The organism is Caballeronia zhejiangensis (genome assembly GCF_000698575.1).
Classification (GTDB): Bacteria; Pseudomonadota; Gammaproteobacteria; order Burkholderiales; family Burkholderiaceae; genus Caballeronia; species Caballeronia zhejiangensis.
In genome coordinates, this window is record NZ_JFHD01000013.1 from 65,875 (window position 1) to 91,639 (window position 25,765).

General features: G+C 64.3%; 24 protein-coding genes. 14 read left to right on the top strand and 10 right to left on the bottom strand.

Annotated features, from left to right (window positions below):
- Positions 1–259: 259 nt before the first annotated feature.
- Complete coding sequence (locus tag BG60_RS17995; protein WP_008354260.1) at positions 260–829, top strand: lipocalin family protein; 570 nt, start codon at positions 260–262, stop codon at positions 827–829.
- 4 nt (positions 830–833) lie between these two features.
- Here the strand turns inward: BG60_RS17995 and BG60_RS18000 are convergent, their stop codons facing one another.
- Entirely contained in the window at positions 834–1,100 is a 267-nt protein-coding gene (locus BG60_RS18000; protein WP_008354259.1) for a hypothetical protein, read from the bottom strand.
- Between the two features lie 93 nt (positions 1,101–1,193).
- The gene (locus tag BG60_RS18005) at positions 1,194–2,648 is read right to left on the bottom strand and encodes a sigma-54 interaction domain-containing protein (RefSeq protein WP_008354258.1); all 1,455 of its coding nucleotides are present in this window, start codon (positions 2,646–2,648) and stop codon (positions 1,194–1,196) included.
- A gap of 307 nt (positions 2,649–2,955) precedes the next feature.
- Here BG60_RS18005 and BG60_RS18010 point away from each other — a divergent pair, with 307 nt between their 5' ends.
- The 4 genes from BG60_RS18010 to BG60_RS18025 all read left to right on the top strand — a co-directional run bounded on the left by BG60_RS18010 (position 2,956) and on the right by BG60_RS18025 (position 7,887).
- Positions 2,956–4,356: a GntP family permease gene (locus tag BG60_RS18010; RefSeq protein WP_008354257.1), complete on the top strand. Its 1,401-nt coding sequence runs from the start codon at positions 2,956–2,958 to the stop codon at positions 4,354–4,356.
- Positions 4,357–5,101: 745 nt separating this feature from the next.
- The gene (locus BG60_RS18015) at positions 5,102–5,896 is read left to right on the top strand and encodes a 3-hydroxybutyrate dehydrogenase (protein WP_008354256.1); all 795 of its coding nucleotides are present in this window, start codon (positions 5,102–5,104) and stop codon (positions 5,894–5,896) included.
- A gap of 153 nt (positions 5,897–6,049) precedes the next feature.
- The gene (locus tag BG60_RS18020) at positions 6,050–7,609 is read left to right on the top strand and encodes a methyl-accepting chemotaxis protein (RefSeq protein WP_008354255.1); all 1,560 of its coding nucleotides are present in this window, start codon (positions 6,050–6,052) and stop codon (positions 7,607–7,609) included.
- A gap of 44 nt (positions 7,610–7,653) precedes the next feature.
- The gene (locus BG60_RS18025) at positions 7,654–7,887 is read left to right on the top strand and encodes a hypothetical protein (protein WP_008354254.1); all 234 of its coding nucleotides are present in this window, start codon (positions 7,654–7,656) and stop codon (positions 7,885–7,887) included.
- Here BG60_RS18025 and BG60_RS18030 read toward each other — a convergent pair.
- Complete coding sequence (locus BG60_RS18030; RefSeq protein ID WP_008354253.1) at positions 7,884–9,872, bottom strand: AI-2E family transporter; 1,989 nt, start codon at positions 9,870–9,872, stop codon at positions 7,884–7,886. The genes BG60_RS18025 and BG60_RS18030 overlap by 4 nt on opposite strands.
- Before the next feature lie 276 nt (positions 9,873–10,148).
- Between BG60_RS18030 and BG60_RS18035 the strand changes: the two genes are divergently transcribed.
- The 5 genes from BG60_RS18035 to zwf all read left to right on the top strand — a co-directional run bounded on the left by BG60_RS18035 (position 10,149) and on the right by zwf (position 16,002).
- Complete coding sequence (locus tag BG60_RS18035) at positions 10,149–10,451, top strand: hypothetical protein (protein WP_008354251.1); 303 nt, start codon at positions 10,149–10,151, stop codon at positions 10,449–10,451.
- 156 nt (positions 10,452–10,607) lie between these two features.
- Entirely contained in the window at positions 10,608–11,237 is a 630-nt protein-coding gene (locus tag BG60_RS18040) for a glutathione S-transferase family protein (RefSeq protein ID WP_008354250.1), read from the top strand.
- A gap of 61 nt (positions 11,238–11,298) precedes the next feature.
- A complete protein-coding gene (locus BG60_RS18045) occupies positions 11,299–13,383 on the top strand; it encodes a 2Fe-2S iron-sulfur cluster-binding protein (protein WP_034472280.1) in 2,085 nt (694 codons plus the stop codon).
- A gap of 69 nt (positions 13,384–13,452) precedes the next feature.
- Positions 13,453–14,352, top strand: a complete 900-nt coding sequence (locus BG60_RS18050; protein ID WP_008354248.1) for a LysR family transcriptional regulator — start codon at positions 13,453–13,455, stop codon at positions 14,350–14,352.
- A 174-nt stretch (positions 14,353–14,526) separates the two neighbouring features.
- On the top strand, positions 14,527–16,002 hold the full coding sequence (gene zwf / locus BG60_RS18055) for a glucose-6-phosphate dehydrogenase (protein ID WP_033535836.1): 1,476 nt from the start codon (positions 14,527–14,529) through the stop codon (positions 16,000–16,002).
- Between the two features lies 1 nt (position 16,003).
- On the opposite strand, the gene BG60_RS18060 is transcribed toward zwf, so the two are convergent.
- The gene (locus BG60_RS18060; RefSeq protein WP_008354246.1) at positions 16,004–17,290 is read right to left on the bottom strand and encodes an FUSC family protein; all 1,287 of its coding nucleotides are present in this window, start codon (positions 17,288–17,290) and stop codon (positions 16,004–16,006) included.
- Between the two features lie 88 nt (positions 17,291–17,378).
- A complete protein-coding gene (locus BG60_RS18065; protein WP_008354245.1) occupies positions 17,379–18,017 on the bottom strand; it encodes a LysE family translocator in 639 nt (212 codons plus the stop codon).
- Between the two features lie 159 nt (positions 18,018–18,176).
- On the opposite strand from BG60_RS18065, the gene wrbA reads away from it, so the two are divergent.
- A complete protein-coding gene (gene wrbA, locus BG60_RS18070; protein ID WP_008354244.1) occupies positions 18,177–18,779 on the top strand; it encodes an NAD(P)H:quinone oxidoreductase in 603 nt (200 codons plus the stop codon).
- Between the two features lie 7 nt (positions 18,780–18,786).
- Here the strand turns inward: wrbA and BG60_RS18075 are convergent, their stop codons facing one another.
- From BG60_RS18075 to BG60_RS18085, 3 genes are read right to left on the bottom strand one after another with little or no spacing between them, the layout of a single operon-like run.
- Positions 18,787–20,403 (bottom strand): alkaline phosphatase D family protein, encoded by a 1,617-nt coding sequence (locus BG60_RS18075; protein WP_008354243.1) that lies wholly within the window; start codon positions 20,401–20,403, stop codon positions 18,787–18,789.
- The gene (locus BG60_RS18080) at positions 20,361–20,948 is read right to left on the bottom strand and encodes a universal stress protein (protein ID WP_008354242.1); all 588 of its coding nucleotides are present in this window, start codon (positions 20,946–20,948) and stop codon (positions 20,361–20,363) included. The genes BG60_RS18075 and BG60_RS18080 overlap by 43 nt, the downstream gene beginning before the upstream one ends.
- Positions 20,949–20,978: 30 nt before the next feature.
- Positions 20,979–21,365, bottom strand: a complete 387-nt coding sequence (locus BG60_RS18085) for a tellurite resistance TerB family protein (protein ID WP_008354241.1) — start codon at positions 21,363–21,365, stop codon at positions 20,979–20,981.
- Between the two features lie 401 nt (positions 21,366–21,766).
- Here BG60_RS18085 and BG60_RS18090 point away from each other — a divergent pair, with 401 nt between their 5' ends.
- Positions 21,767–22,249 (top strand): glycoside hydrolase family 108 protein, encoded by a 483-nt coding sequence (locus BG60_RS18090; RefSeq protein WP_008354240.1) that lies wholly within the window; start codon positions 21,767–21,769, stop codon positions 22,247–22,249.
- On the top strand, positions 22,249–22,920 hold the full coding sequence (locus BG60_RS18095; protein ID WP_008354239.1) for a hypothetical protein: 672 nt from the start codon (positions 22,249–22,251) through the stop codon (positions 22,918–22,920). The genes BG60_RS18090 and BG60_RS18095 overlap by 1 nt, the downstream gene beginning before the upstream one ends.
- A gap of 11 nt (positions 22,921–22,931) precedes the next feature.
- Here BG60_RS18095 and BG60_RS38760 read toward each other — a convergent pair whose 3' ends face one another.
- Both BG60_RS38760 and BG60_RS18100 read right to left on the bottom strand, forming a co-directional pair.
- A complete protein-coding gene (locus BG60_RS38760) occupies positions 22,932–23,075 on the bottom strand; it encodes a hypothetical protein (RefSeq protein WP_160172899.1) in 144 nt (47 codons plus the stop codon).
- A 236-nt stretch (positions 23,076–23,311) separates the two neighbouring features.
- Entirely contained in the window at positions 23,312–24,079 is a 768-nt protein-coding gene (locus tag BG60_RS18100) for an IclR family transcriptional regulator domain-containing protein (RefSeq protein ID WP_008354238.1), read from the bottom strand.
- Positions 24,080–24,346: 267 nt separating this feature from the next.
- Here BG60_RS18100 and BG60_RS18105 point away from each other — a divergent pair, with 267 nt between their 5' ends.
- Complete coding sequence (locus tag BG60_RS18105; protein WP_008354237.1) at positions 24,347–25,756, top strand: MFS transporter; 1,410 nt, start codon at positions 24,347–24,349, stop codon at positions 25,754–25,756.
- Positions 25,757–25,765: the final 9 nt, after the last annotated feature.

The following is a 25,765-nucleotide window of genomic DNA, read 5'->3' on the forward strand; positions in this document are numbered from 1 at the left end:
CGGTCATCGTTTCGAAACGCGCCGGCTTCGGCTACGCGACGCGCTCCGCTAAAGGTGAGCAGATTCGGGAGTCAGGAAAAGGCCTTGTCGCCAGGCCGCGGCCCAGGAATAAAACCCAGTCGGCACAGCTACTTGCGCTTCCCGCGGTTATTTACCCGCGTCATGGATACGCCTTGAGGTGAGGAAATTCGGGAGCCACTCGGCGGACGGAACGGCACTTGCTCTGTCAGCCCTCGTACTTCTCACCCACCCCGGCAACATGACCATCAAAAGACCTTGGGCATACGGCGCTGCGGCGCTGGCTCTGATCGGCGGCGTCGCGACGCTGGCTGCATGCGCGTCGAACGGGGCGCGCCCAAGCGGCAACGACAACGTGCCCGAACCGTCGAAGGCCGTCGACATCGATCGCTATCTCGGTCACTGGCACGAGTTCGCGCGTTACGAAAATCGCTTCGAGCGCAATTGCGAAGCCGTCACGGCGAACTACGCGCGTCGCGAGGACGGGCTCGTATCCGTCGTCAACGCGTGCAGGCAAGGCGGGCTGAGCGGTCCGTACCGGTCGGCGGAAGGACGCGCGAAGATCGTCCCCGGATCGAATGGGACGAAGCTGAAGGTGTCGTTCTTCGGTCCGTTCTATGTCGGCGACTACTGGATTCTCGATCACGCCGACGATTACACGTGGTCCATCGTCGGCGAACCGACCGGGCGTTATCTGTGGATTTTGACGCGCGAGGCGAAGCCTTCGGCGGAGTTGCGTCGCACGCTGATCGAGCGCACGCGCGCGCTCGGTTACGACGTCACGATGCTGCGCGAAACGCAGCAAGGCTGACTTCTCAGCTTGCCTTGCAAGCGACGAGCAGCGAGTTCTGATTGTTCTCGGTCGACTGGCCAAGCACGTCGTAGCCGTTCGGACAGAGCGCCTTCGCGTTGTCCGTGCAATTGCGCCATCCGCCGTAGGCGGGGCATTGAATCTGTTGCGTCGGACGTCCGTCGGCGGAGAAAAGCGGCGGCGCGCTGCTGCATCCGGCGAGGGCCCACGCGCTGCCCGCCAGCATGATCGAAAGGCCGAGTTTTCTGCCGAGTTCCGTCGCGCTTTTCATCCGCTACCCCTTTGATTCTTGGTCGTTATTTTTCGATTTCGGGAGTATGCCACGCGAAGCTTTCGCGACAATTCGCCTGTTCGCAAAAGTGCGTCAGACGGCGATGCCGAGCGCCGCGATCTTCTTGTACAACGTCGCCCGTCCGATGCCGATTTTCTCCGCCGCATCCGCGACCCGACCGCCGCTCGCGCGCAACGCATCCGAGAGAAAGCGCCGCTCGAAATCGGCCATCGCGTCGGCGTACGACACGTTCGGCGGCTCGTCGCCTTCCTGGGCGACGGGTTCGGCCTGCGCCGCGATCGCCACTCGCCCCGCATCGATGAACGCGGAGAGCGCGCGGGCGTCGATGTGCTCGGTTTCGGACAGCATCAACGCGCGTTCGAGCGTGTTGCGCAGTTCGCGGACATTGCCGGGCCAGGAATACGCCTCGAGCAGTTGCAGGCCATCTTTATGCAGCACGAAATGGCCGACGTGCCCCGGCCGCGTATCGGCGGACAGGTCTTCGAGGATCGCGTAAGCGAGCGCTTCGATATCGGCGAGCCGGTCGCGCAACGGCGGCGCGTGGATCGTCAGCACGTTCAGCCGATAGAACAGGTCCGCGCGAAAGCGTCCCGCCGCGACGAGCGCGGGCAGATCGGCGGAGGTCGCCGCGATGATGCGGACATCCGCGCGCACGATGCGATTCGAGCCGAGCGGCTCGAACTCCTTGTCCTGCAGCACGCGCAGCAGCTTGCCCTGAAGCGGCAGCGGCATATCGCCGATTTCGTCGAGGAAAAGCGTGCCGCCATCGGCGAGTTCGAACTTGCCGACGCGCCCTTTCCGCTCCGCGCCCGTGTACGCGCCCGCCGCCGCGCCGAAGAACTCGACTTCGAGCAGCGTGTCGGGGATCGCCGCGACGTTGACGGTCACGAGCGGCTTACCCGCGCGCGTCGACGCGCCGTGGATCGAATGCGCGAGCAGTTCCTTGCCGGTGCCGGTTTCGCCGAGCAGAAGCACGGGCGAATCGACGAGCGCCGCGCGCCGCGCCTGACGTTTCACTTCGAGACTGACCGGGCTCGTGCCGACGAAGCTCGAAAACGTATACTTCGCGCGCCGCGCCTGCGCGAGCGACTGGCGCGTCGCGATCAGTTCCTGCTGCACGCGCGAGTAATGCGCGAACAGCGGCGTGAGCGCCTTCATCTCGTCGAAGAGCGCGAAGCCGATCGCGCCGACCGTCGCGCCGGAGTCGTCCTTTAGCGGCAGACGCGTGACGACGAGCGGCTCGCGATCCGTTTCCAGCACGTCGAGCAGAATCGGCTTGCCGGTCGCGACGACCTCGCGCATCAGGCTGTTCGGAATCACCGCTTCGCAGTCGAGTCCGATCGCGTCGAGCGGATCGTCGAAGCCGAAGCGCGCCGCGTAGCGCTTGTTGATCCACACGACGCGCGCGTCCGCGTCGACGATGAAGGTGCCTTCGCTCAGATTCTCGAAGGTCTTGAAAAGCGACTCCATCGCGCGGCGCATCACGTCGCTGTAGTCCGCCGGCACGTTGATCCAGTCGTTGCGCATGGCGCCCAAAGTCTCCGTTTTCTCCATATCGAGACGACTATCTCAATCCGGAGACGCGCCCGCTATCCGCATCTGCACTAGTTCTCAATGCTGTATGCAGCTGTTTCGATAGACGAGGATGTCTCCGTTCGGAGACATTTTCCTGAAACCTTGCGATGTCATCTTCCCCCGATGCCTGTCGCGCCTGAGTTTCAGCACACTGGCACGGAAAGTGCATTTTGCACGCGCGGTGCGTTATCCATGCGCCGGCAGCGCTTCCAGAAGAGGCGCGCTGACAGTTTCAAAGAACAACCATCACGGAGACTCAATGTCGTTCATCATCGTGCTCGCCGCCCTGGCGTTCCTGATGCTCGCCGCCTATCGCGGCTACAGCGTCATTCTTTTTGCGCCGATCGCCGCGCTCGCGGCCGTCCTCCTCACCGATCCCGCTGCCGTCGCGCCCGTTTTCTCCGGCATCTTCATGGAGAAGATGGTCGGCTTCGTGAAGCTCTACTTTCCTGTGTTTCTGCTCGGCGCGGTGTTCGGCAAGGTCATCGAGCTGTCGGGATTCTCGGAGTCGATCGTCGCCGCAGCCATTCGATACATCGGCAAGTCGCGCGTGAATGCGGTGATCGTCGCGGTGTGCGCGTTGCTCACCTATGGCGGCGTGTCGCTGTTCGTCGTCGTGTTCGCGGTGTATCCGTTCGCGGCTGAGATGTATCGGCAGAGCAATATTCCGAAGCGTCTGATGCCGGGCGCGATTGCGCTGGGCGCGTTCTCGTTCACGATGGATTCGCTGCCGGGCACGCCGCAGATTCAGAACATCATCCCGACGACGTTCTTCAAGACGACTGGCTGGGCCGCGCCGTGGCTGGGCGTGATCGGTTCGCTGTTCATTATCGTCGTCGGCCTGGCGTTTCTCGAATGGCGCCGGCGCTCGGCGATGGCCAAGGGCGAAGGCTACGGCACGTCGCTCGTGAATGAGCCGGAGCGTGTGGAATCGACGTCGCTGCCGAATCCGATGCTCGCGATCGCGCCGCTGATTCTCGTCGGCGTTGCCAACTTCGCGCTGACGAAGTGGATTCCGACGTGGTATGGCGCGAGCTATACCGTGCCGCCGGAAGTGCTGCCGGGCGTGCATGCGCCTGTCACGACGGCTGTCAAAACCGTCGTCGCGATCTGGGCGGTGGAAGGTGCGTTGCTGCTTGGCATCGTGCTCGTTCTGCTGACCGCGTTTTCGCGCGTGAAGGAGCGGTTCGCGGTGGGGACGCGGGCGGCCGTTGCGGGGGCGCTCCTCGCGGCGATGAACACGGCTTCCGAATATGGCTTCGGTGGTGTGATCGCGGCTTTGCCAGGGTTTCTCGTGGTCAGCGATGCGCTCAAGAGCATTCCCAATCCGCTCGTCAATGCGGCTATCTCCGTTTCGTCACTCGCGGGGATTACGGGGTCTGCTTCCGGCGGGATGAGTATCGCGCTTGCTGCCATGTCGGATACGTTTATCGCTGGCGCTCAAGCTGCACATATTCCTTTGGAAGTGCTGCATCGCGTTGTGGCTATGGCCTCCGGTGGTATGGATACGCTGCCGCATAACGGTGCTGTTATTACTCTTCTGGCCGTGACCGGGCTCACGCATCGCGAGTCTTATCGCGATATTTTCGCTGTGACCATCATCAAGACTTTGGCTGTGTTCTTTGTTATCGCAGTTTATTACGCGACCGGAATTGTTTGATTTTTTTCGGTTTACGCCGGATCCCGTTTTCTTAGTGGTCTATTAGCGTTGCCCCTGTGCGGGGCGGCACCTACTTTTTTTGCTGCTGCAAAGAAAGTAGGCAAAGAAAGCAGCTTTTCAAGCCCGCGGTCACACGCAATTTGGGTAGTCCTCTCGTCCTAGGCGGCACTCGCCTAAAGAGTGCCCTCGAAGGACTAACCGGGCTTGGCTCGCGCACGGTCTGCCGCCCGAAACCGTTGAGAACGCTGGTTCAGCACGAAATGGCTTCGGCACAGCGCTACGCGCTGCCGCCGGGTCCGCAAGGGAAACCAACGTGAGGCAAGTGCAGTGAGATGGAGGCGTTAGTGAAGAAGCGCATGCATCCCCGCTTGACCGGTCGGCCGCGAAGCGGGCTGGAGCTATTTCGTGCTGAACCAGTTTGTTATGTGGTGCGATGTTACAGACCGTGCGCGAGCCAAGCCCGATTAGGTGTTTGAGGGCACTCTTTAGGCAGCCCACGATGGACGAGAGGACTACCCAAATTGCGTGTGACCGCGGGCGTATCAGTAGCTGCTTTCTTTGCTTACTTTCTTTGCAGCAGCAAAGAAAGTGAGTGCCGCCCCGCACAGGGGCAGTGCTAATAGACCGACACGATCACGGGATCCGGCGAAAAAAAAGAAAAAACCCTAATTTACGCACAGCAAGCCAACACACCAAACTCCGCAGAACCCGATCAAAACTCCGGAAAGAAGGAAAAAACCCGCATATGACCCAAACCGCATTGAACAAAGCGCTCGCCGGCAAGACGGCATTGGTCACCGGCTCGACGAGCGGCATCGGCCTCGGCATCGCGACGGCACTCGCACAGGCAGGCGCGAATCTCGTGCTCAACGGTTTCGGCGATATCGAAGGCGCGCTGAAGCAGATCGAAGCCACCGGCGTGAAAGCGGTCCACCATCCCGCCGACATGACGAAGCCCGAAGAAATCGAAGCGATGATCGCCTTCGCAAACGAGCAATTCGGCGCCGTCGATGTCCTCGTCAACAACGCCGGCATCCAGCACGTCGCGACCATCGACGAATTCCCGGTCGATCGCTGGGACGCGATCATCGCGATCAATCTGAGCTCGGCGTTCCACACGATGCGCGTCGCGCTGCCGCAAATGCGCGCGCGCAACTGGGGCCGCGTCATCAATATCGCGTCGGTGCACGGGCTCGTCGGCTCGGCGGGCAAATCGGCGTACGTCGCCGCGAAACACGGCATTCTCGGCCTGACCAAAGTCGCCGCGCTCGAAAACGCCCGCACCGGCGTGACCGTCAACGCAATCTGCCCAGGCTTCGTGCTCACGCCGCTCGTGCAGAAACAGATCGACGATCTCGCCGCCCGCGACTCGCTCACGCCGGACGCGGCCCGCGCCAAGCTGCTCGGCGACAAACAGCCGTCCGCGCAATTCGTGACGGCGCAGCAGATCGGCGATATGGCCGTGTTCCTCTGCTCCGATGCCGCCAGCGAAATGCGCGGCTCGGCGCTGCAAATCGACGGCGGATGGAGCGCGCAGTAACTAACGCGCCCTATCGGCGACAAATCGCCACACTTGAGCGTTTCAGTCGGATTCCCCTAAAGATTGTGGGGCCAATCGCCGTTATGTCCTTGTAATAAGACGCGCGCCGCCTTCGAAAATCGGCGCGCGACGCGAAGAAGAATCAAGGACACCATGCGCAATAATCAGCCCGTAACCCAGCAAGAGTTCGAATTCCCCGCCTCGGCGATGCTCGTCTCCGCCACCGACCTTTCCGGCAACATCCAGTACTGCAATCCGGCTTTCGTGTCGGTGTCGGGCTTCTCGCGCGACGAGCTGATCGGCCAGCCGCACAACCTCATCCGGCATCCCGACATGCCGCGCGAAGCGTTCGCCGATCTCTGGTCGACCGTGCGCGCCGGCCGCTCGTGGACCGCGCTCGTCAAGAATCGCCGCAAGAACGGCGATCACTACTGGGTGCGCGCGAACGTCACGCCGGTGATGGACCACGGCAAGGTCGTCGGCTATCTCTCCGTGCGCGTGAAGCCGACGCGCGATGAAATCCGCGACGCCACCGCGCTCTACGCGCAGATCAAGGCCGGCAACGCGTCGCGACGCCTCGTGCGCGGCGCGCTCGTGAAGAACGGCATCGCGGGCAAGCTCGCGGCGCTCGCGAACCTGCCGGTGAGTTCGCGTCTCGCCACGGCTTTCGCCGCCGTGCCCGTCAGCATGCTGGTCGCGGCGCTGGCAGGATGGCGCGGCGTGCCGCCGCTGCCCTTCTGGATCGCGCTCGGCGTGAGTTCCGTTGCGAGCTTCGTGGGCTGGCTCGCGCTTTCGCGTCAGGTCGATGCGCCCGTCCGCACGATGTCCGGTTTCGCGGCGCGCATGGCCGCGGGCGATCTGACCGCCGACATGCCCGATGCGCGTCACGACGATCTCGGCGACGTGCAGCGCGCGCTCGGGCAGTTGAAGGCGAATCTCGCGGCGATCGTCTTCGACGTGCGCGGCCAGATCGGCGGCATGCTCGAGGCCGCCAACGAGATTTCGAGCGGCAACACGGACTTGTCGCGCCGCACGGAGATGCAGGCGGCATCGCTCGAACAGACGGCCGCGACGATGGATCAGCTCACGACGACCGTGCAAGGCAACGCCGACGCCACCGTGCGCGCGCTGGAAGTCGTCAAGGAAGCGCAGGCCGCGGCGGACGACGGCGGGCGCATCGCGAGCCAGGTCGAGCAGACGATGGCGGGCATCACGGCGGCGTCGCGGCGCATCGCGGACATCACCGATGTCATCGACGGCATCGCGTTCCAGACCAACATCCTCGCGCTCAACGCGGCCGTCGAGGCGGCGCGCGCGGGCGAAGCGGGCCGCTCGTTCGCGGTCGTCGCGACCGAAGTGCGCAATCTGGCGCAGCGCTGCGCGGCATCGGCGAAGGAAATCGAAGGCGTCGTCGCGACGAGCGTCGCGCAGATCGCGGAAGGCACGAGCCTCGTCGCGCGCACGACGAGCCAGATGCGCGCCATCGACGAAGCGGTGAACCGCGTATCGGCGATCATCATGGAAGTCGCGAAGGCGAGCGGCGAGCAGGCCGAGGGCATCGCGCAGGTGAATCAGGCGGTCGCGCATCTCGACGATTCGACCCAGCAGAACGCCGCGCTCGTCGAGCAGGCGGCGGCCACCGCGCAGCGCCTCGCGGAACGCGCGGTCGTGCTCGACGAAGCCGTGCGCCTCTTTACCGTGGCGAAGGCTTAGGATCGCTTGGTACTATCGGACATTGCCCACGAGGAGTGTCTCCGATGACCGCTGAGAACAATCGCACGGAAGAAGCGCGAGCGATGGAACGTATCGTCAACGCGACGCGCCAGGTTCAGTCCGCTTTCCTGGCGCTGCAAAAGCAGTTTCCGCCCGAAGGCGACGGCCGGCCTTCGCAGATGGCGCTGCAGACCTTCGACGCCGCGCTTCAGGAACTCGAAGACGCGCAAGCCGCCTTCGACACCATGCTCAACGATCTGTTCGACGGCAACCGCTAAATCGCCACGTTCTCGCGCGGGCCGTTCAGCGCGGTTTCATCGCCGGCGTCGTTGAGGCCCGCCCACGGCACGCCGTCGGCGGACTGGCGGCGCGCGGCGGCCACGCACGCTTCGACCAGCTCCCTGAACGACACCGCCGCCGAACTCGTACGCACGAGCACTTCGCCTTGCAGCGAACTTTCGGGGAAGATCAAGCCGACGATCAGTTCCGCCGACGGCGCGCGCTGATGCAGACGCCGCAGCAGGTTGCGCAGATACGGCGGCGACTCGGCGGCATCGAACGACACGACGCAGATGATCGTCACGCCGGCGAGATCGACCTCGCCGAAGCGTCCGCGCGAAAAGCGCTCGTAGCCCGCGAGGTCCGCGTACAGGCCGTGCTTGCGAAACAGCTGCACGGCGATGGTCGCCGCGAGATCGTCGAGCTCGCTTCTCCCCGCGATGCAGAGCACCGACGCCGTGTGGCCTTCCTTCTGCGCATCGAAGCGCGCGGGCGGCGTCTCGGGCGCGATGCGCGGCCCGTCGTCGGGCGATTCGAAACTCGCGGGCAAGTCCTCTTTCGGCGCGACGGTGACGGCCGTGTCCTCCGCATCCTCCAGCCCTTCGATGATGTCGAGCGCCGACTCGTTGATGCGCCGCAACTGATCCGCCGTGACGACGCCGCGCAGCACGTCGTTATGCGCGTAGCGCAAGCCTTCGAGCGCGACATCGTCGTAATACGCGATCAGAGAGCGTTCCTTGAGCAACGTCTCGGCCTGCACGAGCGCCTCGTCGGGATCGTTCGCGAGCAGGCGCTGATAGAAGTTCTCGGCGGGCGTGAGCGCGGGCCGGTCGCCGAACAGCACGTCGAGAAATTCGAGGCGATCGACATGGCGGCCGAGAATCACGAGGCAGAGCGTGAGCGGCGTCGAGAGCACGAGGCCGATCGGCCCCCAGATCCAGCTCCAGAAAATCGCCGCGACGATCACCGCGAACGGCGACAGGCCCGTGCTATGCCCGTACAGCAGCGGCTCGACGACTTGACCCGCGACGATGTCCGTCACGCCGAAGAGCACGATGGTCCACACGAGCATCGCCCAGCCGGGACCGACGGCCGCCGCGAACACGACCGCGACGATCGCCGCGATCCACGTTCCGACATACGGCACAAAGCGCAGAAGCGCGGTCATCACGCCGAAGAGCAGCGCGCCCGGCACGCCGATGATCGCAAGCCCGATCGAAATGACGATGCCCACGCCCACGTTGATGCCGAGCTGCGCGAGGAAGTAGCGCGACAGGCGCCGCGCGGCTTCGTCCATCGCGGTGGTCGCCCGATGCAGGTCGCGCGAGCCGAAAAGCCGTATCAGCCGGTCGCGCAGATCTTCGCGCTGAAGCAGGATGAACACCGCGACCACGAGCACGATGCCGGTGGTTTCCAGCGGACTGATGATCGGCGACAGAAAGCGCTGCGCGAGTTCCAGCGGCGTCGGCGTGGGCTCGTGCACTTCGACGGGCATCGGCTGGTCGATCGGCGAAGCGGCCGGATTGTCCTCGTTCTTCGGCTCCTGCTCGCGCGCGGGCGAAATCCGCTTCAGCGCGCGCGATGCGCGGCCGAGAAACTCATCGGCGCGGCCGACAGTCATCTTCTGCACGGAATCGATTTTGCGCTCGACGGCGACCTGATACTTCGGCAGATCGCCCGCGAGCTGCGCGACCTGAGCGCCGATCAGCGCGCCGACCGCCGTCAGCACCGACAGCGCGACCACTACGGCGACGATCACGGAAGGCACTTGCCCGAAGCGCAGCCGCCGCAGGAAATCGACGAACGGCGCGAGCAGAAAGCTCAGCAGAATCGCGAGGATGATCGGGATCATCACCGCGCGGCCGAAGTACAGCGCGCAAATGACGATGACGCCTGTCACGAGCGACGCCAGCGCGCGCACGCCGGGCGCTTCCGGCGGCAGGATCTTCGCGGGTGGCCGGCGCGGCCCGGGTGCTTGCGGCATGGAAACGGCTCGCTTTTAGTGTGTGGTCGGCGTGGAACGGCCAGTGCGCAGGCCGGAGCAACGTTGCATTATGCAAGACGCGTGCCGTCGATAAGCCGTTCGCCGCGAATAAGGTGAGCGCCTCCGGGATTCAAATTCGGCTGCGATCGGTTCAATGGTGAGGCAATACGGGAGCGAGCGCGCCGGAACAAACGCTGGTCTGGTTGTAAGAAGGGTGATCGGCCAATGCACCGGCGCGCGGACTACACTGAATCACGCTCTGCATTGGAGTCCGCCATGAACGCGATCCGCGCTTCAGTCGTAGTCATATCGGCATTCGCCGTCACATCGGCGTTCGCGCAGCTTCATCCGAGCGCCGAAACCGACATGTACGCGCCGCAAAACAGCACCAAGCTCATGCCGAACGCGCCGCTCGGCAGTCAATACCCGACGCACGGCAACGCGCAGGCCGGCGAGCTCAATCTCAATCCGAGCGATCCGCGCGCGCAGCTCGTCAACGGCCTGCCGAACAACGCCAACAGCGGCGGATACGGTTCGCCGCTCGCCGGCAACAAGGCGAACGTGCCGCGCGGCGAATAAATGACGTGGGTCCGCGCACCGATAGCGCGCTCACCATTCTCGTTTCGAGAATGGTGATTTGAAAATCGACGGGATTCTCCTCATCACGGCAAGAACCGATACTCGATTCACAGGACGGGACGTCTCCCGGCCATCAACCGAATCAGGGAATCTGCCGTGAAGATCTATCACCATCCGCTGTCCGGGCACTCGCACCGCGCGCGTCTCTTCCTGAATCTGCTGGGCGTCGAACACGAAGAAGCGTTCGTCGATCTCGCCGCCGCCGCGCACAAGACGCCCGACTATCTGAAGCTGAACCGCTTCGGCCAGATTCCCGTGCTCGTCGATGGCGACACGGTCATCGCCGATTCGAACGCGATCCTCGTCTATCTCGCGAAAAAAGCCGGCAACACGAAGTGGCTGCCCGAAACGCCCGCCGAAGCCGCCGCCGTGCAGCGCTGGCTCTCCGTCGCGGCCGGGCAGATCGCGTTCGGTCCCGCCGCCGCGCGTCTCATCACCGTGTTCGGCGCGAAGTTCGACGCGAACGAAGTCATCGCCCGCGCGCACAACGTCCTCAAGGTGCTCGACGCGGAACTGGCGAATCGCGACTGGATCGCCGATATCGACGAGACCGCCGCCGCGCACCCGACCATCGCGGATGTCGCGCTCTACAGCTATATCTCGAGCGCGCCCGAAGGCAACGTCGACCTTTCCGCCTACGCGAACGTGAACGCGTGGCTGAAGCGCGTCGAAGCGCTGAAGGGTTTCGTTCCGTTCCAAAAGACGGCCGCGGGTCTCGCGGCGTAAAGTGAGCGCGGCGGCCGGCTCGCGCCGTGCCGCCGCGCCCGAATCGAAGAGGCATACGATCATGTCCGCTTCCGCGCTTGGCAATGTCAAACAGGTCGCCACGCCCTCGCCGTGGCATCGCGGCGAACTCGCCATTCAGAAGGCTTTCGGCGTCGACGAGCGCATGGACGGCGTCGGCCGGCGCGTCGTGCGCGATTACATGCCGGATCAGCATCGCCAGTTCTTCGGGCAACTGCCGTTCATCGTGGCCGGTTCCGTCGATGAACGCGGCGATCCATGGGCGACGCTGCTCGCCGGGCATCCCGGCTTCATGCACGCGACCGATGCCAAAACGCTGTCGATGAGCCCCGTCCGCGATCCGCTCGATCCCGCCGACGCCGGCATGCGCGATGGCGCGTCGATCGGCCTGCTCGGCATCGAAATGCACACGCGCCGCCGCAATCGCATGAACGGCGTGATTCATCGCGATGGCGCGAACCTCGCGTTCGACGTGGCCGTCGAACAGAGCTTCGGCAATTGCCCGCAGTACATCCAGTTGCGCGATTTCGAGTTCGTGCGCGATCCTTCCTTGCCGTCGCCGGTCGAGCCGCTCGAATCCGACGCCCTTTCGCCGCGCGCAAAAGCGATGATCGCGAACGCGGATACGTTCTTCGTCGCGTCGTATTTCGATCGCGAGGACGGGCATCGGCAAGTGGACGTGTCGCATCGCGGCGGCAAACCGGGTTTCGTGCGTCTGTCGGACGACGGCTCGCTCACGATTCCCGATTTCGCCGGCAATCTCTTCTTCAACACGCTCGGCAACATTCTCGTGAACGCTCGCGCGGGACTCGTGTTCGCGGACTTCGAAACCGGCGACATGCTGCAGCTCGCGGGCGACGCGGAAGTGCTGCTCGACTCGCCCGAAACCGCCGCATTTCAGGGCGCGGAACGGCTGTGGCGCTTCACGCCGCGCCGCATCGTGTATCGCGCCGAGGCGCTGCCCTTGCGATGGAAAGCGCGCAGCGACGGCGCATCGCCCAATTCGCTGATGACCGGCGACTGGACGCAAGTGGCCGAGCGCCTGAAGGCGGCCACGCTCGCGAACGTGTGGCGCGCGTTTCGCGTGAGCAGAATCGTCGATGAAAGCGATGCGATCCGCTCGTTCCATCTCGAACCCGCCGATGGCGCGGGCATCGTTCCGCACAAGGCCGGTCAGCATCTGCCGATGCGCGTGACGCTGCCGGGCGAGGCGAAACCGCAGATTCGCACGTACACGCTGTCGGTCGCGCCGTCGGACGGCGTGTATCGCATCAGCGTGAAGCGCGACGGGCGCGTGTCGGCGCATCTGCACGACACGCTGAAAGCGGGCGACGTCATCGAGGCGCGCGCGCCCGCCGGAGACTTCACGATCGATCCGTTCGAGCAGCGTCCCGCCGTGCTGATGGCGGCGGGCGTCGGCATCACGCCGATGCTCGCGATGTTGCGGCACATCGTCTACGAAGGCTTGAGGAAGCGCCGCGTGCGGCCGGTGTGGATGATCGTGTCGGCGCATTCGCTCGCGAGCCGCGCGTTCTCGCGCGAAATCGATGCGCTCGCGCAGAGCGCGGGCGGCGCGGTGACCGTGATCCGCGTGCTCAGCGACACGAACGGCGCGCAAATGGACCGCGATTACGACGTGTCCGGGCGCATCGACATCGATCTGCTGACGAGCCGTCTGCCCTTCAACGACTACGACTTCTATCTGTGCGGGCCGGGCGCGTTCATGCAGTCGATCTACGATGGCCTGCGCGCGCTCAATGTCGCCGATGCGCGCGTGCATGCGGAAGCGTTCGGTCCATCGGCGCTCAAGCGCACGGCGGATCGCGGCGCCGACGTCAAGCCGATGCGTCCCGCCGCGACCGAGTCCGTGAAGATCGAATTCCTGAAGTCGGGCGCGAGCGCGCAATGGCAGCCGGGCAGCGGCACCTTGCTGGAACTCGCCGAAGCGAGCGGTCTGTCGCCCGAGTTCAACTGCCGCGGCGGCACTTGCGGCACATGCCGGACGCGCATCGCGAAAGGCGCGGTGTCGTATGAAAGCGAGCCGGCGTTTCATGTCGGCGATGACGAAGCGCTGATCTGCTGCGCGATGCCCGCCGCCGAAGGAGACACGCTCGAACTCGATCTGTAACGATTGTGCCCCGCGCGCATATCCGTGAGAATGCACGGCATCTCAAGCCTGCATGTCTCGTGCTTTCCCATGGACCGTTTACAGGCAATGACGACCTTCGTCACGGTGGTCGAAACCGGCGGCTTCGCATCGGCGGCGCGCAAGCTCGACGTGTCGCCGTCGGTCGTGAGCCGCGTCGTGACGGAACTCGAAGAACATCTCGGCGTGCGCCTGCTCACGCGCACCACACGCGTCGTGCGTCTCACCGACGCCGGCAGCGGCTATTTCGAGGACTGCCGCCGCATTCTCGGCGAAATCGATAACGCCGAACTTTCCGCGACCGGCACGCATTCCTCGCCGCGCGGACTGCTTTCGATCACCGCGCCGGTGATGTTCGGCCGCCTGCACGTCACGCCGATCGTCCTCGATTATCTGGGCCGTTATCCCGAAGCGGACGCAAGCTGCTGGTTCGTCGATCGCGTGGTGAATCTCGTCGATGAAGGCATCGACGTGGCGGTGCGGATCGCGCAATTGCCGGACTCGTCGTTGCAGGCGATCAACGTCGGGCGCGTGCGGCGCGTGCTGTGCGCCTCGCCCGCTTATCTCGCGAAGCACGGCACGCCACGTCATCCGGACGATCTCGCGGAGCATGTCGTGATTGCGTCGACGGGTTCGTCGACGCCCCCGGAATGGCGTCTCTCCGACGGCGAGCGGCAGTTTCTCGTGCGCTCGCATCCTCGCCTGACGACGACCACCAACGACTCGGCCATCGCCGCCGCGCTCGCGGATTTCGGCATCGCGCGGCTCCTGTCGTATCAGATCGCGCAACACGTTGCCGACGGGCGTCTCGCAATCGTGCTGCCGGAGTTCGAGACGCCGCCCCTGCCGATCCATCTCGTGCATCGCGAAGGGCGTCACGTCACGCAGAAGGTCCGCGCATTTCTCGACCTCGCCGTGACGACGCTGCGCGCGAACGAATCGTTGCGCTGAGCGCGTTAAACAAACACGTCTTCGGTGACAAATCGTCCATCGCTCGCCGAATCGAACGGCCGTTAGCACGACTGCCGTGCAAAATGCCGGCAAAACATGCAACATAGCTGTCTCGAACGATCGCTTCGATCGCCGCGCTTTCGGCTTATCTGAACCCTTACCGGCTCACGCACCATGACGAATCCAACTTCTCCCGTGAATGAACGCCCGCTCGACATGATCATCTTCGGCGGCGGCGGAGACCTGGCGGCGCGCAAGCTGCTGCCGGCGCTCTACATGGCGCACACGCACTGCAACCTGCCCGCGGACACGCGCATTCTCGCCATCGGCCGCAAGGACTGGACGCGCGAGGATTACCTCAAGAATTTCATGGAAGAGCAGGCGCGCCCTTTCATCGATTCCAAGGTTTTCGATGCCCAGTCGTGGGACAAATTTCTCGCGCTCTTCGATTACGTGCGCATCGACGTCGAGAATCCTGGCGATTTCGAGCGTCTCGCACAGGCCGTGCGTCCTGGCTCGCAGCGCGTGCTGTATCTGTCGACGTCGCCGGAACTGTTCGTGACGATCTGCACCAACCTCGATAACGCCGGCATTCTCGACGAAAACGCCCGCGTCGTGCTTGAAAAGCCGCTCGGCCACGATCTCGCATCGGCGCGCGCGATCAACGATGCGGTCGGCAAGCACTTCAAGGAAGAGCAGATCTATCGCATCGACCATTATCTCGGCAAGGAAACCGTGCAGAACCTGATGGTGCTGCGCTTCGGCAACGCGATCTTCGGCCCGCTGTGGCAGGCGCCGTACATCAAGAGCGTGCAGATCACGGTGTCGGAGACGGTGGGCGTCGGCAGCCGCGCGGGCTTCTACGATCACACCGGCGCATTGCGCGACATGGTGCAGAACCACTTGCTGCAACTGCTTTGCATTGTCGCGATGGAGCCGCCCGTCTCGCTCGATCCGGACGCCGTGCGCGACGAAAAGCTGAAGGTGCTGAAGTCGCTGCGGCCGATGACCGTCGCCGATATCGCACGCGACACCGTGCGCGGCCAGTACACGGCGGGCGCGGTCGGCGGCGAGGCGGTGAAGGGTTATCTCGAAGAGCAGAACGTGCCCGCCGACAGCCGCGCGGAAACCTTCGTGGCGCTGCGCGCGCATATCAACAACTGGCGCTGGGCCAACGTGCCGTTCTTCCTGCGCACGGGCAAGCGCATGCAGAATCGCCGCTCGGAGATCGTCATCGACTTCGCGGACCTGCCGTTCTCGATCATCCCCGAAGGCCCGCGCCATTACGGCAACCGCCTGACGATCACGCTGCAGCCGGAAGAATCGATCCAACTTCAGATGATGGCGAAGGAACCCGGCAGCGGCATGCACATGCAGCCCGTCACGCTCAATCTCGACCTGCAGCAGGCCATGACGCAGCGGCGCGCGGAAGCGTACGAGCGCTTGCTCATCGACGTGATTCGCGGCCGCCTCACGCACTTCATGCGGCGCGACGAACTGGAAGCGGCATGGACGTGGGTGGAGCCGATTCTCAACGGCTGGAAGGAACTCGGCGACCGTCCGCGCGGTTATACGGCGGGAACGTTCGGCCCGGCCGCTTCGAGCGCGTTGATGGCGCGCGAGAATCTCGCCTGGGCGGAAGAAGCCTGATTCACCGCATCGCGGCGTGCGGCCCCCGTTTCGAGGCCCACGCCGCGCCCACGGCCATCACCGCGGACAACACCACGATGCCCGCGAGAATGCCTTCGAGCCGCATCAGCGCGGGCATCGGGTCCGACGACCAATGGTGGTCCTGCACGAACACCATGATGAACGCGATGCTGAACTGCCGTCCGACATAGCTCGCGCCCTGCGTGCCCGTCTGCACATGACAGCCGATCCACACGCCCACGCATAGCGCGATCATGCAGGCGAACGCGTTGTCGCCGAGTAGCGGCAACAGCGCGAGACTCGCCGCGCCCGCCAGCAGACAGCCGATGAAACGCTGAATCATGCGCTCGGCGATCGGCTTTCGCGTCGGCTTGCCGAGCGCCGATGTCGGCAAGATCAGCACGGCAACCGCCGTCACCATCGCCTGCGCGAAGCCGGGCAGATTCCACGCATATGCGATCGCCGCGAGGATCATCACCGACCATGCGCCTTGCCACGCGAGCCGCTTGCGCATCGCGAGCGCGGTCTGCTCGGCGCGCGCGAGGTGCGTCGCGTCGAGCGCCTGCACGGCGCGGGCGGCATCGGAAGGAATGACGGTGACGGTTTGCGCGTTGACGCCATCGACGCGATCCACGGTGGATGCCGCCTGCGCGCGCGGCACCGGCGGCGCGCCGCGCGACTTGCGATAGTGCTGCACGCCCGCATGCACAAGCGCCGACACGGCCACGCACGCGGCCGTCCCGACCATCACTTCGGCGACGCGCAAGAGCGCAAACGACGCCGTCGCCGCCGCGGATTCGAGCCGATGCGCCTCGAACGTGACCATGAGCGAGGTCACGCCGCCGAGCACCCACGCGTAGCCCGCATCGGAAACGAGCGCCCGATACACCGACATGCCGACGATCGCCCCGAGCAGCGGCACGAAGAGCCACGGCACGTCGCCGATGATCGGCCCGGCGACCGCGCCGATCAGCGCGCCGGCGATCGTCCCGACCACGCGATGCACGCCGCGTTGCGCGCACGCCGAGAATTTCGACTGCATCACCGCGAAGCCGCTGATCGCGGCCCACCAGATGTTGCTCAAATGGAAAGCGTAGGCGAGCGCGACGGCAAGTCCGACGGAAAGCATCGCCTGCGTGGCGAAGAGCGCACGGGCGGGCGTCGGCCTGATCGCGACGAGTTCGCGCCCGAGCGCGGCGAAGGCGTCGCGGACGATGTGGACGAACGCGGCTGCGGCGGTTTCGTGCGGGATCGGGCGGGCGCTTCGGGAAGAATCGTCGGTCGGCATCGTTCTCGCGATTGTTCGGACGTCTGGCTTGAGCGTAGCCGCCGATCGTCCGGATGCAAAGCCGAACCGCGAAAGTGCGGCAAATCCGCTACACGCGCGAAGTGAGCAGACGCAGGCCCGCCGCGCCGAACACGAGCGCGAGACATGCATCGAGGCCGCGCTGGATGCGTTTGTGCATGCGCCGCGCGGAGGCCATCGAGAAGAGCGCGGCATAGCCGCCGAACACGCATACGCCGATGCAGAGGCACCCCGCGACGACGACGAGCATGTGTCCCGGCCCTTCCCCCGCCGACGATCCGAGCGCCGCCACGGACATCCACACGAGAATCGCTTTCGGATTCGTGAGATGCAGAAGTGCGCCGCGCGCGTAGAGCCTGCGCGCGCTCTGCCCTTGCGCATCCGCCGACGAAGCGCGCAGCGGCGGCTTCAACGCCGCGCGTCCCGACTTGAACGCGAGCCACAACAGATACAGCCCGCCGCAGATCTTCACGCCGACGAGAAAGCCCGAGTACGCCGTCAGCGCGGCGGAGAGGCCGAGCGCGGCGAGCATCGCCCAGAAGAAGGAGCCGGACATCACGCCCGCCGCGAACGCGAAGGCCGCGCGCCGCCCGGACGTGCTCGCGATCGACATGATCGCGAGATTGCTCGGCCCGGGACTCGCGGTGCCGACGAAATACGCCGAATAAGCGATGAGCAGATTCGCGCTGAGCAAGGCGTGGCCGTTCATGGCGTGTGCGTCTCCGGTTCGGGTTTCGGGCAGTGTCGTCGAAGGCAGACGCGCGCGTCCATGAACGCTTCGCATTTTTGCGGGCAGGCCAGTTCCTTGCGCACGCACTCGCCGGTGCTATCTTTGAATGCGCACAAGCCCCTCTCACAAGGACACATCATGGCGAAAGTACTGGTTCTCTATTATTCGATGTACGGCCACGTGGAAACGATGGCGCAAGCGATAGCCGAAGGCGCGCGCGGCGTCGCGGGCACGGAAGTCACGCTCAAACGCGTGCCCGAAACGATTCCCGCCGATCAGGCCGCGAAGATCGGCGTGAAGCTCGATCAGCAGGCGCCGGTCGCGACCGTCGACGAACTCGCCGACTACGACGCGATCATCTTCGGCACGCCGACGCGCTTCGGCAACATGGCCGGCCAGATGCGCACGTTTCTCGATCAGACGGGCGGGCTCTGGGTGAAAGGCGCGCTCGTCGGCAAGATCGGCAGCGTGTTTTCATCGACGGCTTCGCAACACGGCGGACAGGAAACCACGATCACATCGTTCCATACGACGCTGCTGCATCACGGCATGGTGATCGTCGGCGTGCCGTATGCGTGCGCGGGACTCACGAACATGAGCGAGGTGTCCGGCGGCACGCCCTACGGCGCGACGACGCTCGCTTCGTCCGACGGCAGCCGTCAGCCATCGCAGAACGAACTCGATATCGCGCGTTATCAGGGCAAGCACGTCGCCGAGCTGGCCGCGAAGCTCGCCGCTTAAGCGACGCTCACGCCTCGACGTCGAGCTTCACTTCGTACAGCGACTTGCCGTTGAGGTCGTGCAGCGAGACCGTCAGCGCGCGGCTCGCGGGATCGATCTTCGCGCGGCCATAGAACTGCTGCATGGCCGCGGGCGAACGGTTCTGCGGATTGTCCTTCGGCACGCTGACATAGCGCAGTTCGGGACCGAACGTCATGTCGAGATCGTTCGGGCCGAACGTGCCCGCGTTGATCGGCCCGCCGACGAATTCCCAGAACGGCTTGAACTCCGTGAACTTCGCGCGCGACGGATCGTAGTGCGTCGCCTGCGCGTAGTGCACGTCCGCCGTAATCCACACGACGTTCCTGATGTCTTCCTGCTTAATGAAGCGCAGGATGTCGGCAAGCTCCAGTTCGCGGCCGGACGGCGCGCCGTTGTCCGCGTTGGCCCATGCCTCGAAGGTGCCTTTGGGCACATCGGGGTTCGCATCGGGCACGACGAGCGAGATCGGCATGTCGCTCGCAATCACCTTCCACGTCGCGCGCGATGCCTTGAGCGATGCCTTCAGCCACGCGGTCTGCTGCGAGCCGAGAAATGCCGAATCCGCGTCGAGACGCGTTTGCGTGTTCGGCGAGTTCGCGCCGCGATACGAACGCTCGTCGAGCATGAACACATCGAGCAGCGGCCCGAACTGAAAGCCGCGATACACCTGTTCCGGATCGAGCTGATTGATGCGATACGGGTTGTACTCGAACATCGCCTGCTTCGCGCGCGCTTCGAGCAGGTTGATCGAACGCGTCTGATAACGCTTCTCCGCTTCGCCGATCACTTGTCCCGGATACCAGTTGTTGCGCACTTCGTGATCGTCCCATTGCACGAGGAACGGCACTTCGGCTGCGAAGCGGCGCTTGTTTTTATCGAGCTGGTTATAGGCGAACGCCGCGCGATAGTCGTCGAGCGTCTGCGCGACATGCGACTTCCCTTCGGTCACGATGTTCGTCCACATCGTGCCGTCGGGCAGCTTCACTTCCGGTTCGATCACGCTGTCCGCATAGATCTGATCGCCCTGATGGATGAAGAAATCCGGCGCTTCGCGACGCATCGCTTCATAGATGCGATAGCCGCCGAAGCGCTCGTTGATGCCCCAGCCCTGCCCCGCTTCATCGCCGGAAAATACGAAGCAGATCGGCTTCTCCGCTTCGATCGATGCCGTGCGCAGACGTCCCGTCACCGGCTCGCTGTAGGCTTTGCCATCGACGAGATCGGCGAAGCGCACGCGATAGAACACATCGGCGCCGGGCGGCAGGCCGGTCAGATCGACGCGCGCCGTGAAACCACTGCTTTCGAGCGCGGCCGGTCCGATGCGCCGTTGAATCGTCCTGAAGCTTTCGCTCGTCGAATACTCGACGATCATGCGCGCGGGCCGGTCCGTGCGGCTCCAGACGATGCCGCTCGTCGCGGTGACGTCGCCGCTCATCACGCCGCTGGGTAGTTGCGGACGCAACTTGTCGGCGGTGACGACGGCGGGCGCGACGCCTTGCGCGAGGGCATCGGCGAGACCCGCGCCTGTCAGGGCGAGGCCCGTGCCGGAAACGAGGCCCTTCAGCAAGGTGCGTCGGGACGGTTTGATGATGCGATCCGGCATGGCGAGCTTCCTCTCGAACTGAATGATGGGGTTGTGCGCTGCGTCGAATCGACGATGGTAAAGCGTAACGGTGTCGCTTTTGTTTCAACGCTCGCTTCATTACCCGCGCGGTTCGATGCGATCAGCACGCGGCGATTGCTGTGGCGGCTCACGGCATCGGCCACGCGTTCTTCCCAGAAACGCCAGTGCGTGGCTTTCGTGCGGCCTATCACGATGAGATCCGCGTCGAACTCGCGCGCCGCCTGCGCGATCGTGCGCGCGAGCGTCGTGCCGCCCGGCAGGTCCATCGTCACGCACATGCCGTTGATGCTCGACGCGCGTATCGCCTGAAGCGTGCGCTTCTCGACTTCGCGCGCGAGGTCGTCGACCTGCGCGAGCGCCACGCCGAAGTCGTATTGCGCGGACGATATCGCCCAGAACGGCGCGCGGTCCACGACATGAAGCGCCGTGAGGCGCGCGTTGCATTCGCGGGCCCGCGCGATGCCGAGCGCAAGCGCCGCATGGCTGCCATCCGGTCCCACTGCGACGAGAACGTGTTGTTGCATGATGTCGTCTCCGGTTGAGTTTCGCGCGGTTCAGTGCATGCGCCACGCGCGCTTCACTGCATCGATCACGGCGGCTTCCGTGCAACTCATGACGCCATCCGCGACCACCGCCGATTCGCACAGCGTGAGCACATCGCGTCGCACGCGCTCGTCGGATACGTCCTGCGCGAGCTGATGCACGACATGCGGGTCGACGCGGCACACGTCGTCCCATGTGAGATACGAGCATCGCGTGAGATCCTCGCAAACCTCGCGCACGACGTCGTGCAACTCGCCCGCATGAAGCCCGAGCCGCGCATAGAAGCCGCGCCGTTCGAGCGCTTCGATTTCCGCGCTGCCGATATGCCCGTCCGCGATCAGCGACATCACGACGATGCGCGCGGCCGCGCGAGGACTGTCCGATGGATAGTGGCGCATGGCATTTCTCCTTCGATGAAACGTCGTCAATGAAAGGCAGTGCGATGGTTTCGATCAGGACCGCGCCGCCCGGATGCCTTGCATCGTAGGCGCGGACAATGAGCGTCGAATGAGCGTGCGATGTCTGCGCGAGCCGCACAGCGGCGCCGAAAAAGCGTTGGCCTTGGCACGACAGTTCGCATCTCCGCGCGCCTGCTACTCCCGTTCTGTGCGCCTTGCCACACAAGGCTTTCGCACGCGCGATGCAGCGACTGGCATGGCGGATGCATAAGGCCTGCCGTCGCGTCATGACTGCCTGCCACTGTTTGACGCGACCGGGCCGACGCCTCGCGCGCCGGCCCGTTTCTTCCGGCGCCGCGACGATGGTTCCGGCGGCACGCGCAGGCGCCAAGGAGATCGACATGAACAGCTTCGACGACGCCTTCGAAGCGCTGATCGGCAGCGAAGGCGGCTACTCATTCCATCCGGCGGACCCGGGCGGCGAAACGATGTGGGGCGTGACGGCGCGCGTCGCACGCGGCTATGGCTATGCGGGCGCGATGAAGGACTTGCCGCTCGATCTCGCGAAGCGCATCGCGAAGCAGAAGTACTGGGACCCGCTGCATCTCGACGAATTCGATCCGCGCGTCGCGTTCCAGATCTTCGATGCCAACTACAACGGCGGGCTCGTCGTGCTGTGGATGCAGAAGGCATCGGGCGCAAAGGAAGACGGCAAGTTCGGCCCCGATACCGTCGATGCCGTGAAAGCCGCCGATCCGATGCGCTTCGTCCTGCGCTTCATTGCGTATCGATTGCGTTATCTGAAGGGCCTGCACGCATGGCCGACGTTCAGCCGCGGCTGGACCGAGCGCATGGCGACGAATCTTCTTTTGGGAGCAGCATGATGGACTGGTCGAAAGTGGCGGCAACCATCGGCGCGAAGGCGCCTCTTCTCGCGGGTCTCATCGGCGGGCCCGTCGGGCTTGGCGTCAGCACGGCGGCCGCGATCATCTCCCATGCGCTCGGGACGCCTAACGATCCGGATATCGTCGCGACCGCGCTCAACGATCCCGCCGCGCTCGACAAGATCAGCCAGGCCGAAAACGCGAACTCGTTGCAGTTGCAACAACTCGTGGTGGCGGCGGCGCAGGCGCGTCTGTCGTTCGAAGCGGACATGGCGCGCATCTCGGCGGGCGACCGCGCCGATGCGCGCGCAATGGGCATCGCGAACAGGGACTGGGTGCCCAAGTTCCTCGCGATGGCCGTGACCGGCGGCTTCTTCGGCATTCTGCTGCTGATGGCGTTGCGCGCGTTGCCCGAGGCGAATCGCGATCTCGTGAACGTCGTGGTCGGCGCGCTCGGGACCGCGTGGATCAGCATCATCGGGTATTACTTCGGGACGTCGGCGGGCTCGATGCGCAAGACCGAACTGCTCGCGCAACCGAGCGTGCCGATCACGCCCGAAACGGCGGTGACGTTGCGCGATCCGGCGCCCGCGTCGGGCGCGAACGGCGATAGCGCGCATCGCGCATTCGTGCCGGGCGGGCAAGGCCCGATCTTCACGGGCGCGTCGTGAGCGTCATCGTGTCAGAGCTCAGTTGGTCGTGCAACGCGCATGTTGACCGGCGATGTCTGCGCATAAACCGGCGCTGAGCCGACTCCGAGTGAAAGCGCGGTGGCGACCGTTGCTGCCGACAGACTGAGAAGCCGTTTCGCGTCGAACTGAGTCATGTCGATTCCCCTTTCCTTGTGTCGATATCCGCTTGGCGTTGCGAACGCTGGTCGCTGCAACCGTGGGGGGAATGTGGAGCTGGGGAATTAGGTAAAAGTGAGGATGATGCGGTCTGATCCCGAAAACGCTCACCTTTACGTCATAGGCGATTCAGAAATTACCTTTAAACAAGGGCTGCGAGCGCCATTCGACACGCATTCCCGAAAACCCTCACCTTTGCGCGATCTCGCCGCGGTCAGATCACGTTCAACATCGACAACGCCGTCTCCTGCAACGGCGGCAGCACGCGGGCAAGCGCTGCCTCGGCGGTTTCCTTTCCGATCGGCATGTTCGCCGACAACGCCGCGACCACTTCGCCGTGCCGGTTCTTCATCGGCACCGCGATGCCGCGCACGCCCATCTGCAATTGCTGCTCGATCGCGACGTAGCCATCCACGCGCGCCTGCCTGATCTTCTCGTATAGCTTTTCCTTGTTCGTGATCGTGAGCGGCGTGAAGGGCTTGAACTCGGTCGCTTCGAGCCAGCCGCGCACCGATGCCTCGTCCATATACGCGAGCATTGCGATGCCGCCCGACATCAGCGCGGCCGGCACGCGCGCGCCGAGCACGAAGCCGGTCGTCATCACGCGCGTCGAACCATTGCGCGCGATGATCACGAGGTCCCAGTCATCGAGCACGCTGACATACACCGACTCGTGAATCAGCGCGCTCAATTGCTGCAGATAAGGCTGCACGATGCGCGGCAGCCGCGCCGACTCGAAATACGACCAGCCCATGCGCAGCACGCGCGGCGTGAGATTGAAGAGCTTGCCGTCGGTCTGCACGTAACCGAGATGCGCAAGCGTCAGCAGATAACGCCGCGCCGCCGTGCGCGTGAGGCCGGTGCGCGCCGCGGCTTGCGTCGGCGTCATGCGCGCGTGCTGATCGTCGAAGGCTTCGAGGATCGCCAGTCCCTTCTCCAGTCCGGCGATCCAGTCGCGCTTGTCGAGTTCCGGTTTAGTCATGCTTGTATGCTTGTTTAGTTATGGATGGGCCGATGTTTCGGCGCTCCATCAAAGTCAATTGCTAGTGCTAACCCCCAAAGTGATCGATTATCGGACACGCGCGTGCGATAATCGCGCAAAATTTATCATAAATCGTTGATCGAAAGGGGTTGCGCTTTTATTCTCCAATCACTTTCAGAGCGCGCGTATTGCGACAAACCAAAACGCTCCGCCGCTCGGCCAGATTCCAGGCTCAACTCCATAAACCCATTGTTCGGAGACATCTCTATGGCTAGCCCTAAGGAAGACGCGCACGGCGGCCGCCAGGCGAAAAAAGCGACCGCGAGCGGCTGGATCGGCTCGGCGCTGGAGTATTACGACTTCTTCATTTACGCCCAGGCTGCTGCACTCATTTTCCCGCAGTTGTTCTTCCCGTCGGGCAATCCGAAGGTGGCGATCATCGCGTCGCTCGCGACCTACGGCGTCGGCTACGTGGCGCGTCCCATCGGCGCATTCGTGCTCGGTCATCTGGGCGATACGCACGGCCGCAAGAACGTGCTGCTCGTCTGCATGTTCCTGATGGGTATCTCGACGATGGCTGTCGGCCTGCTGCCGACGTATCACCAGATCGGCATGGCCGCGCCCGCGCTGCTCGTCGTGTTGCGCCTGCTTCAAGGCTTCGCGGTGGCCGGTGAAATCTCCGGTGCGAGCTCGATGATTCTCGAGCACGCGCCGTTCGGCCGACGCGGCTACTACGCGAGCTTCACGCTGCAAGGCGTGCAGGCCGGCCAGATTCTCGCGGCCGCCGTGTTCCTGCCGCTCGCCACGTTCATGCCGGAAGACATGTTCAACTCGTGGGGCTGGCGTGTGCCGTTCCTGCTGTCGGCCTTCGTGCTGGTCGCGGGCTACATCATCCGTAAGGAAGTGCATGAAACGCCCGCGTTCACGTCCGAGGAATCGCATGGCGGTGTGCCGAAGTCGCCGATCAAGGAAGCGTTCGCCAACAGCACGCCCGACATGATCCGCGTCGTCTGCATGGCGCTGATGAACGTGATTCCCGTGGTCGCGACGATCTTCGGTGCGGCGTATGCGGTGCAGTCTTCCTACGGCATCGGCTTCCACAAGAGCGTGTATCTGTGGATTCCGGTCGTCGGCAACATCGTCGCGGTGCTGGTGATTCCGTTCGTCGGCAATCTGTCGGACAAGATCGGCCGTCGCCCGATGATGATCGGCGGCTCGCTCATCTCCGGTCTGCTGGCCTTCGCGTATCTCTACGCGATCAGCATCCATAGCGTGCCGCTCGCGTTCCTGATGTCGCTGCTGATGTGGGGTGTCGTGTATCAAGGCTATAACGCGATCTTCCCGAGCTTCTATCCGGAACTCTTCCCGACCCGTTCGCGCGTTTCGGCGATGGCGATCTCGCAGAACATCGGCACGACGATCACCGCGCTGTTGCCCGCACTCTTCGCGGCCGTTGCGCCGCCGGGGTCGGACAACATTCCGCTGACGGTCGGCGCCATTGCCTTCGGCGTGACGATCATCGCGGCGATCGCGGCTTACTCGGCGCGTGAGACGTATCGCATCCGCCTGAGCGATCTCGGCAAGAAGGACGCCGTGCCGATGAGCCAGCAAGAATACGAGCGCCTGCGCGCCGATTCGATCTCCGTGGACAAGGTCGCGAAAGCGCACCACGCATGAGTTGACCGT

Bases quoted from the DNA above. Each gene is read 5' to 3' on its own strand.
- BG60_RS18010 (WP_008354257.1), top strand. From the start codon at position 2,956: ATGTCGTTCATCATCGTGCTCGCCGCCCTGGCGTTCCTGATGCTCGCC.
- wrbA (WP_008354244.1), top strand. From the start codon at position 18,177: ATGGCGAAAGTACTGGTTCTCTATTATTCGATGTACGGCCACGTGGAA.
- BG60_RS18025 (WP_008354254.1), top strand. From the start codon at position 7,654: ATGACCGCTGAGAACAATCGCACGGAAGAAGCGCGAGCGATGGAACGT.
- BG60_RS18095 (WP_008354239.1), top strand. From the start codon at position 22,249: ATGGACTGGTCGAAAGTGGCGGCAACCATCGGCGCGAAGGCGCCTCTT.
- BG60_RS18005 (WP_008354258.1), bottom strand. From the start codon at position 2,648: ATGCGCAACGACTGGATCAACGTGCCGGCGGACTACAGCGACGTGATG.
- BG60_RS38760 (WP_160172899.1), bottom strand. From the start codon at position 23,075: ATGACTCAGTTCGACGCGAAACGGCTTCTCAGTCTGTCGGCAGCAACG.
- BG60_RS18060 (WP_008354246.1), bottom strand. From the start codon at position 17,290: ATGCCGACCGACGATTCTTCCCGAAGCGCCCGCCCGATCCCGCACGAA.
- BG60_RS18045 (WP_034472280.1), top strand. From the start codon at position 11,299: ATGTCCGCTTCCGCGCTTGGCAATGTCAAACAGGTCGCCACGCCCTCG.
- BG60_RS18000 (WP_008354259.1), bottom strand. From the start codon at position 1,100: ATGAAAAGCGCGACGGAACTCGGCAGAAAACTCGGCCTTTCGATCATG.
- BG60_RS18105 (WP_008354237.1), top strand. From the start codon at position 24,347: ATGGCTAGCCCTAAGGAAGACGCGCACGGCGGCCGCCAGGCGAAAAAA.
- BG60_RS18020 (WP_008354255.1), top strand. From the start codon at position 6,050: ATGCGCAATAATCAGCCCGTAACCCAGCAAGAGTTCGAATTCCCCGCC.
- BG60_RS18080 (WP_008354242.1), bottom strand. From the start codon at position 20,948: ATGCAACAACACGTTCTCGTCGCAGTGGGACCGGATGGCAGCCATGCG.
- BG60_RS18015 (WP_008354256.1), top strand. From the start codon at position 5,102: ATGACCCAAACCGCATTGAACAAAGCGCTCGCCGGCAAGACGGCATTG.
- BG60_RS18090 (WP_008354240.1), top strand. From the start codon at position 21,767: ATGAACAGCTTCGACGACGCCTTCGAAGCGCTGATCGGCAGCGAAGGC.
- BG60_RS18050 (WP_008354248.1), top strand. From the start codon at position 13,453: ATGGACCGTTTACAGGCAATGACGACCTTCGTCACGGTGGTCGAAACC.
- BG60_RS18035 (WP_008354251.1), top strand. From the start codon at position 10,149: ATGAACGCGATCCGCGCTTCAGTCGTAGTCATATCGGCATTCGCCGTC.
- BG60_RS18030 (WP_008354253.1), bottom strand. From the start codon at position 9,872: ATGCCGCAAGCACCCGGGCCGCGCCGGCCACCCGCGAAGATCCTGCCG.
- BG60_RS18075 (WP_008354243.1), bottom strand. From the start codon at position 20,403: ATGCCGGATCGCATCATCAAACCGTCCCGACGCACCTTGCTGAAGGGC.
- BG60_RS18100 (WP_008354238.1), bottom strand. From the start codon at position 24,079: ATGACTAAACCGGAACTCGACAAGCGCGACTGGATCGCCGGACTGGAG.
- BG60_RS17995 (WP_008354260.1), top strand. From the start codon at position 260: ATGACCATCAAAAGACCTTGGGCATACGGCGCTGCGGCGCTGGCTCTG.
- BG60_RS18065 (WP_008354245.1), bottom strand. From the start codon at position 18,017: ATGAACGGCCACGCCTTGCTCAGCGCGAATCTGCTCATCGCTTATTCG.
- zwf (WP_033535836.1), top strand. From the start codon at position 14,527: ATGACGAATCCAACTTCTCCCGTGAATGAACGCCCGCTCGACATGATC.
- BG60_RS18085 (WP_008354241.1), bottom strand. From the start codon at position 21,365: ATGCGCCACTATCCATCGGACAGTCCTCGCGCGGCCGCGCGCATCGTC.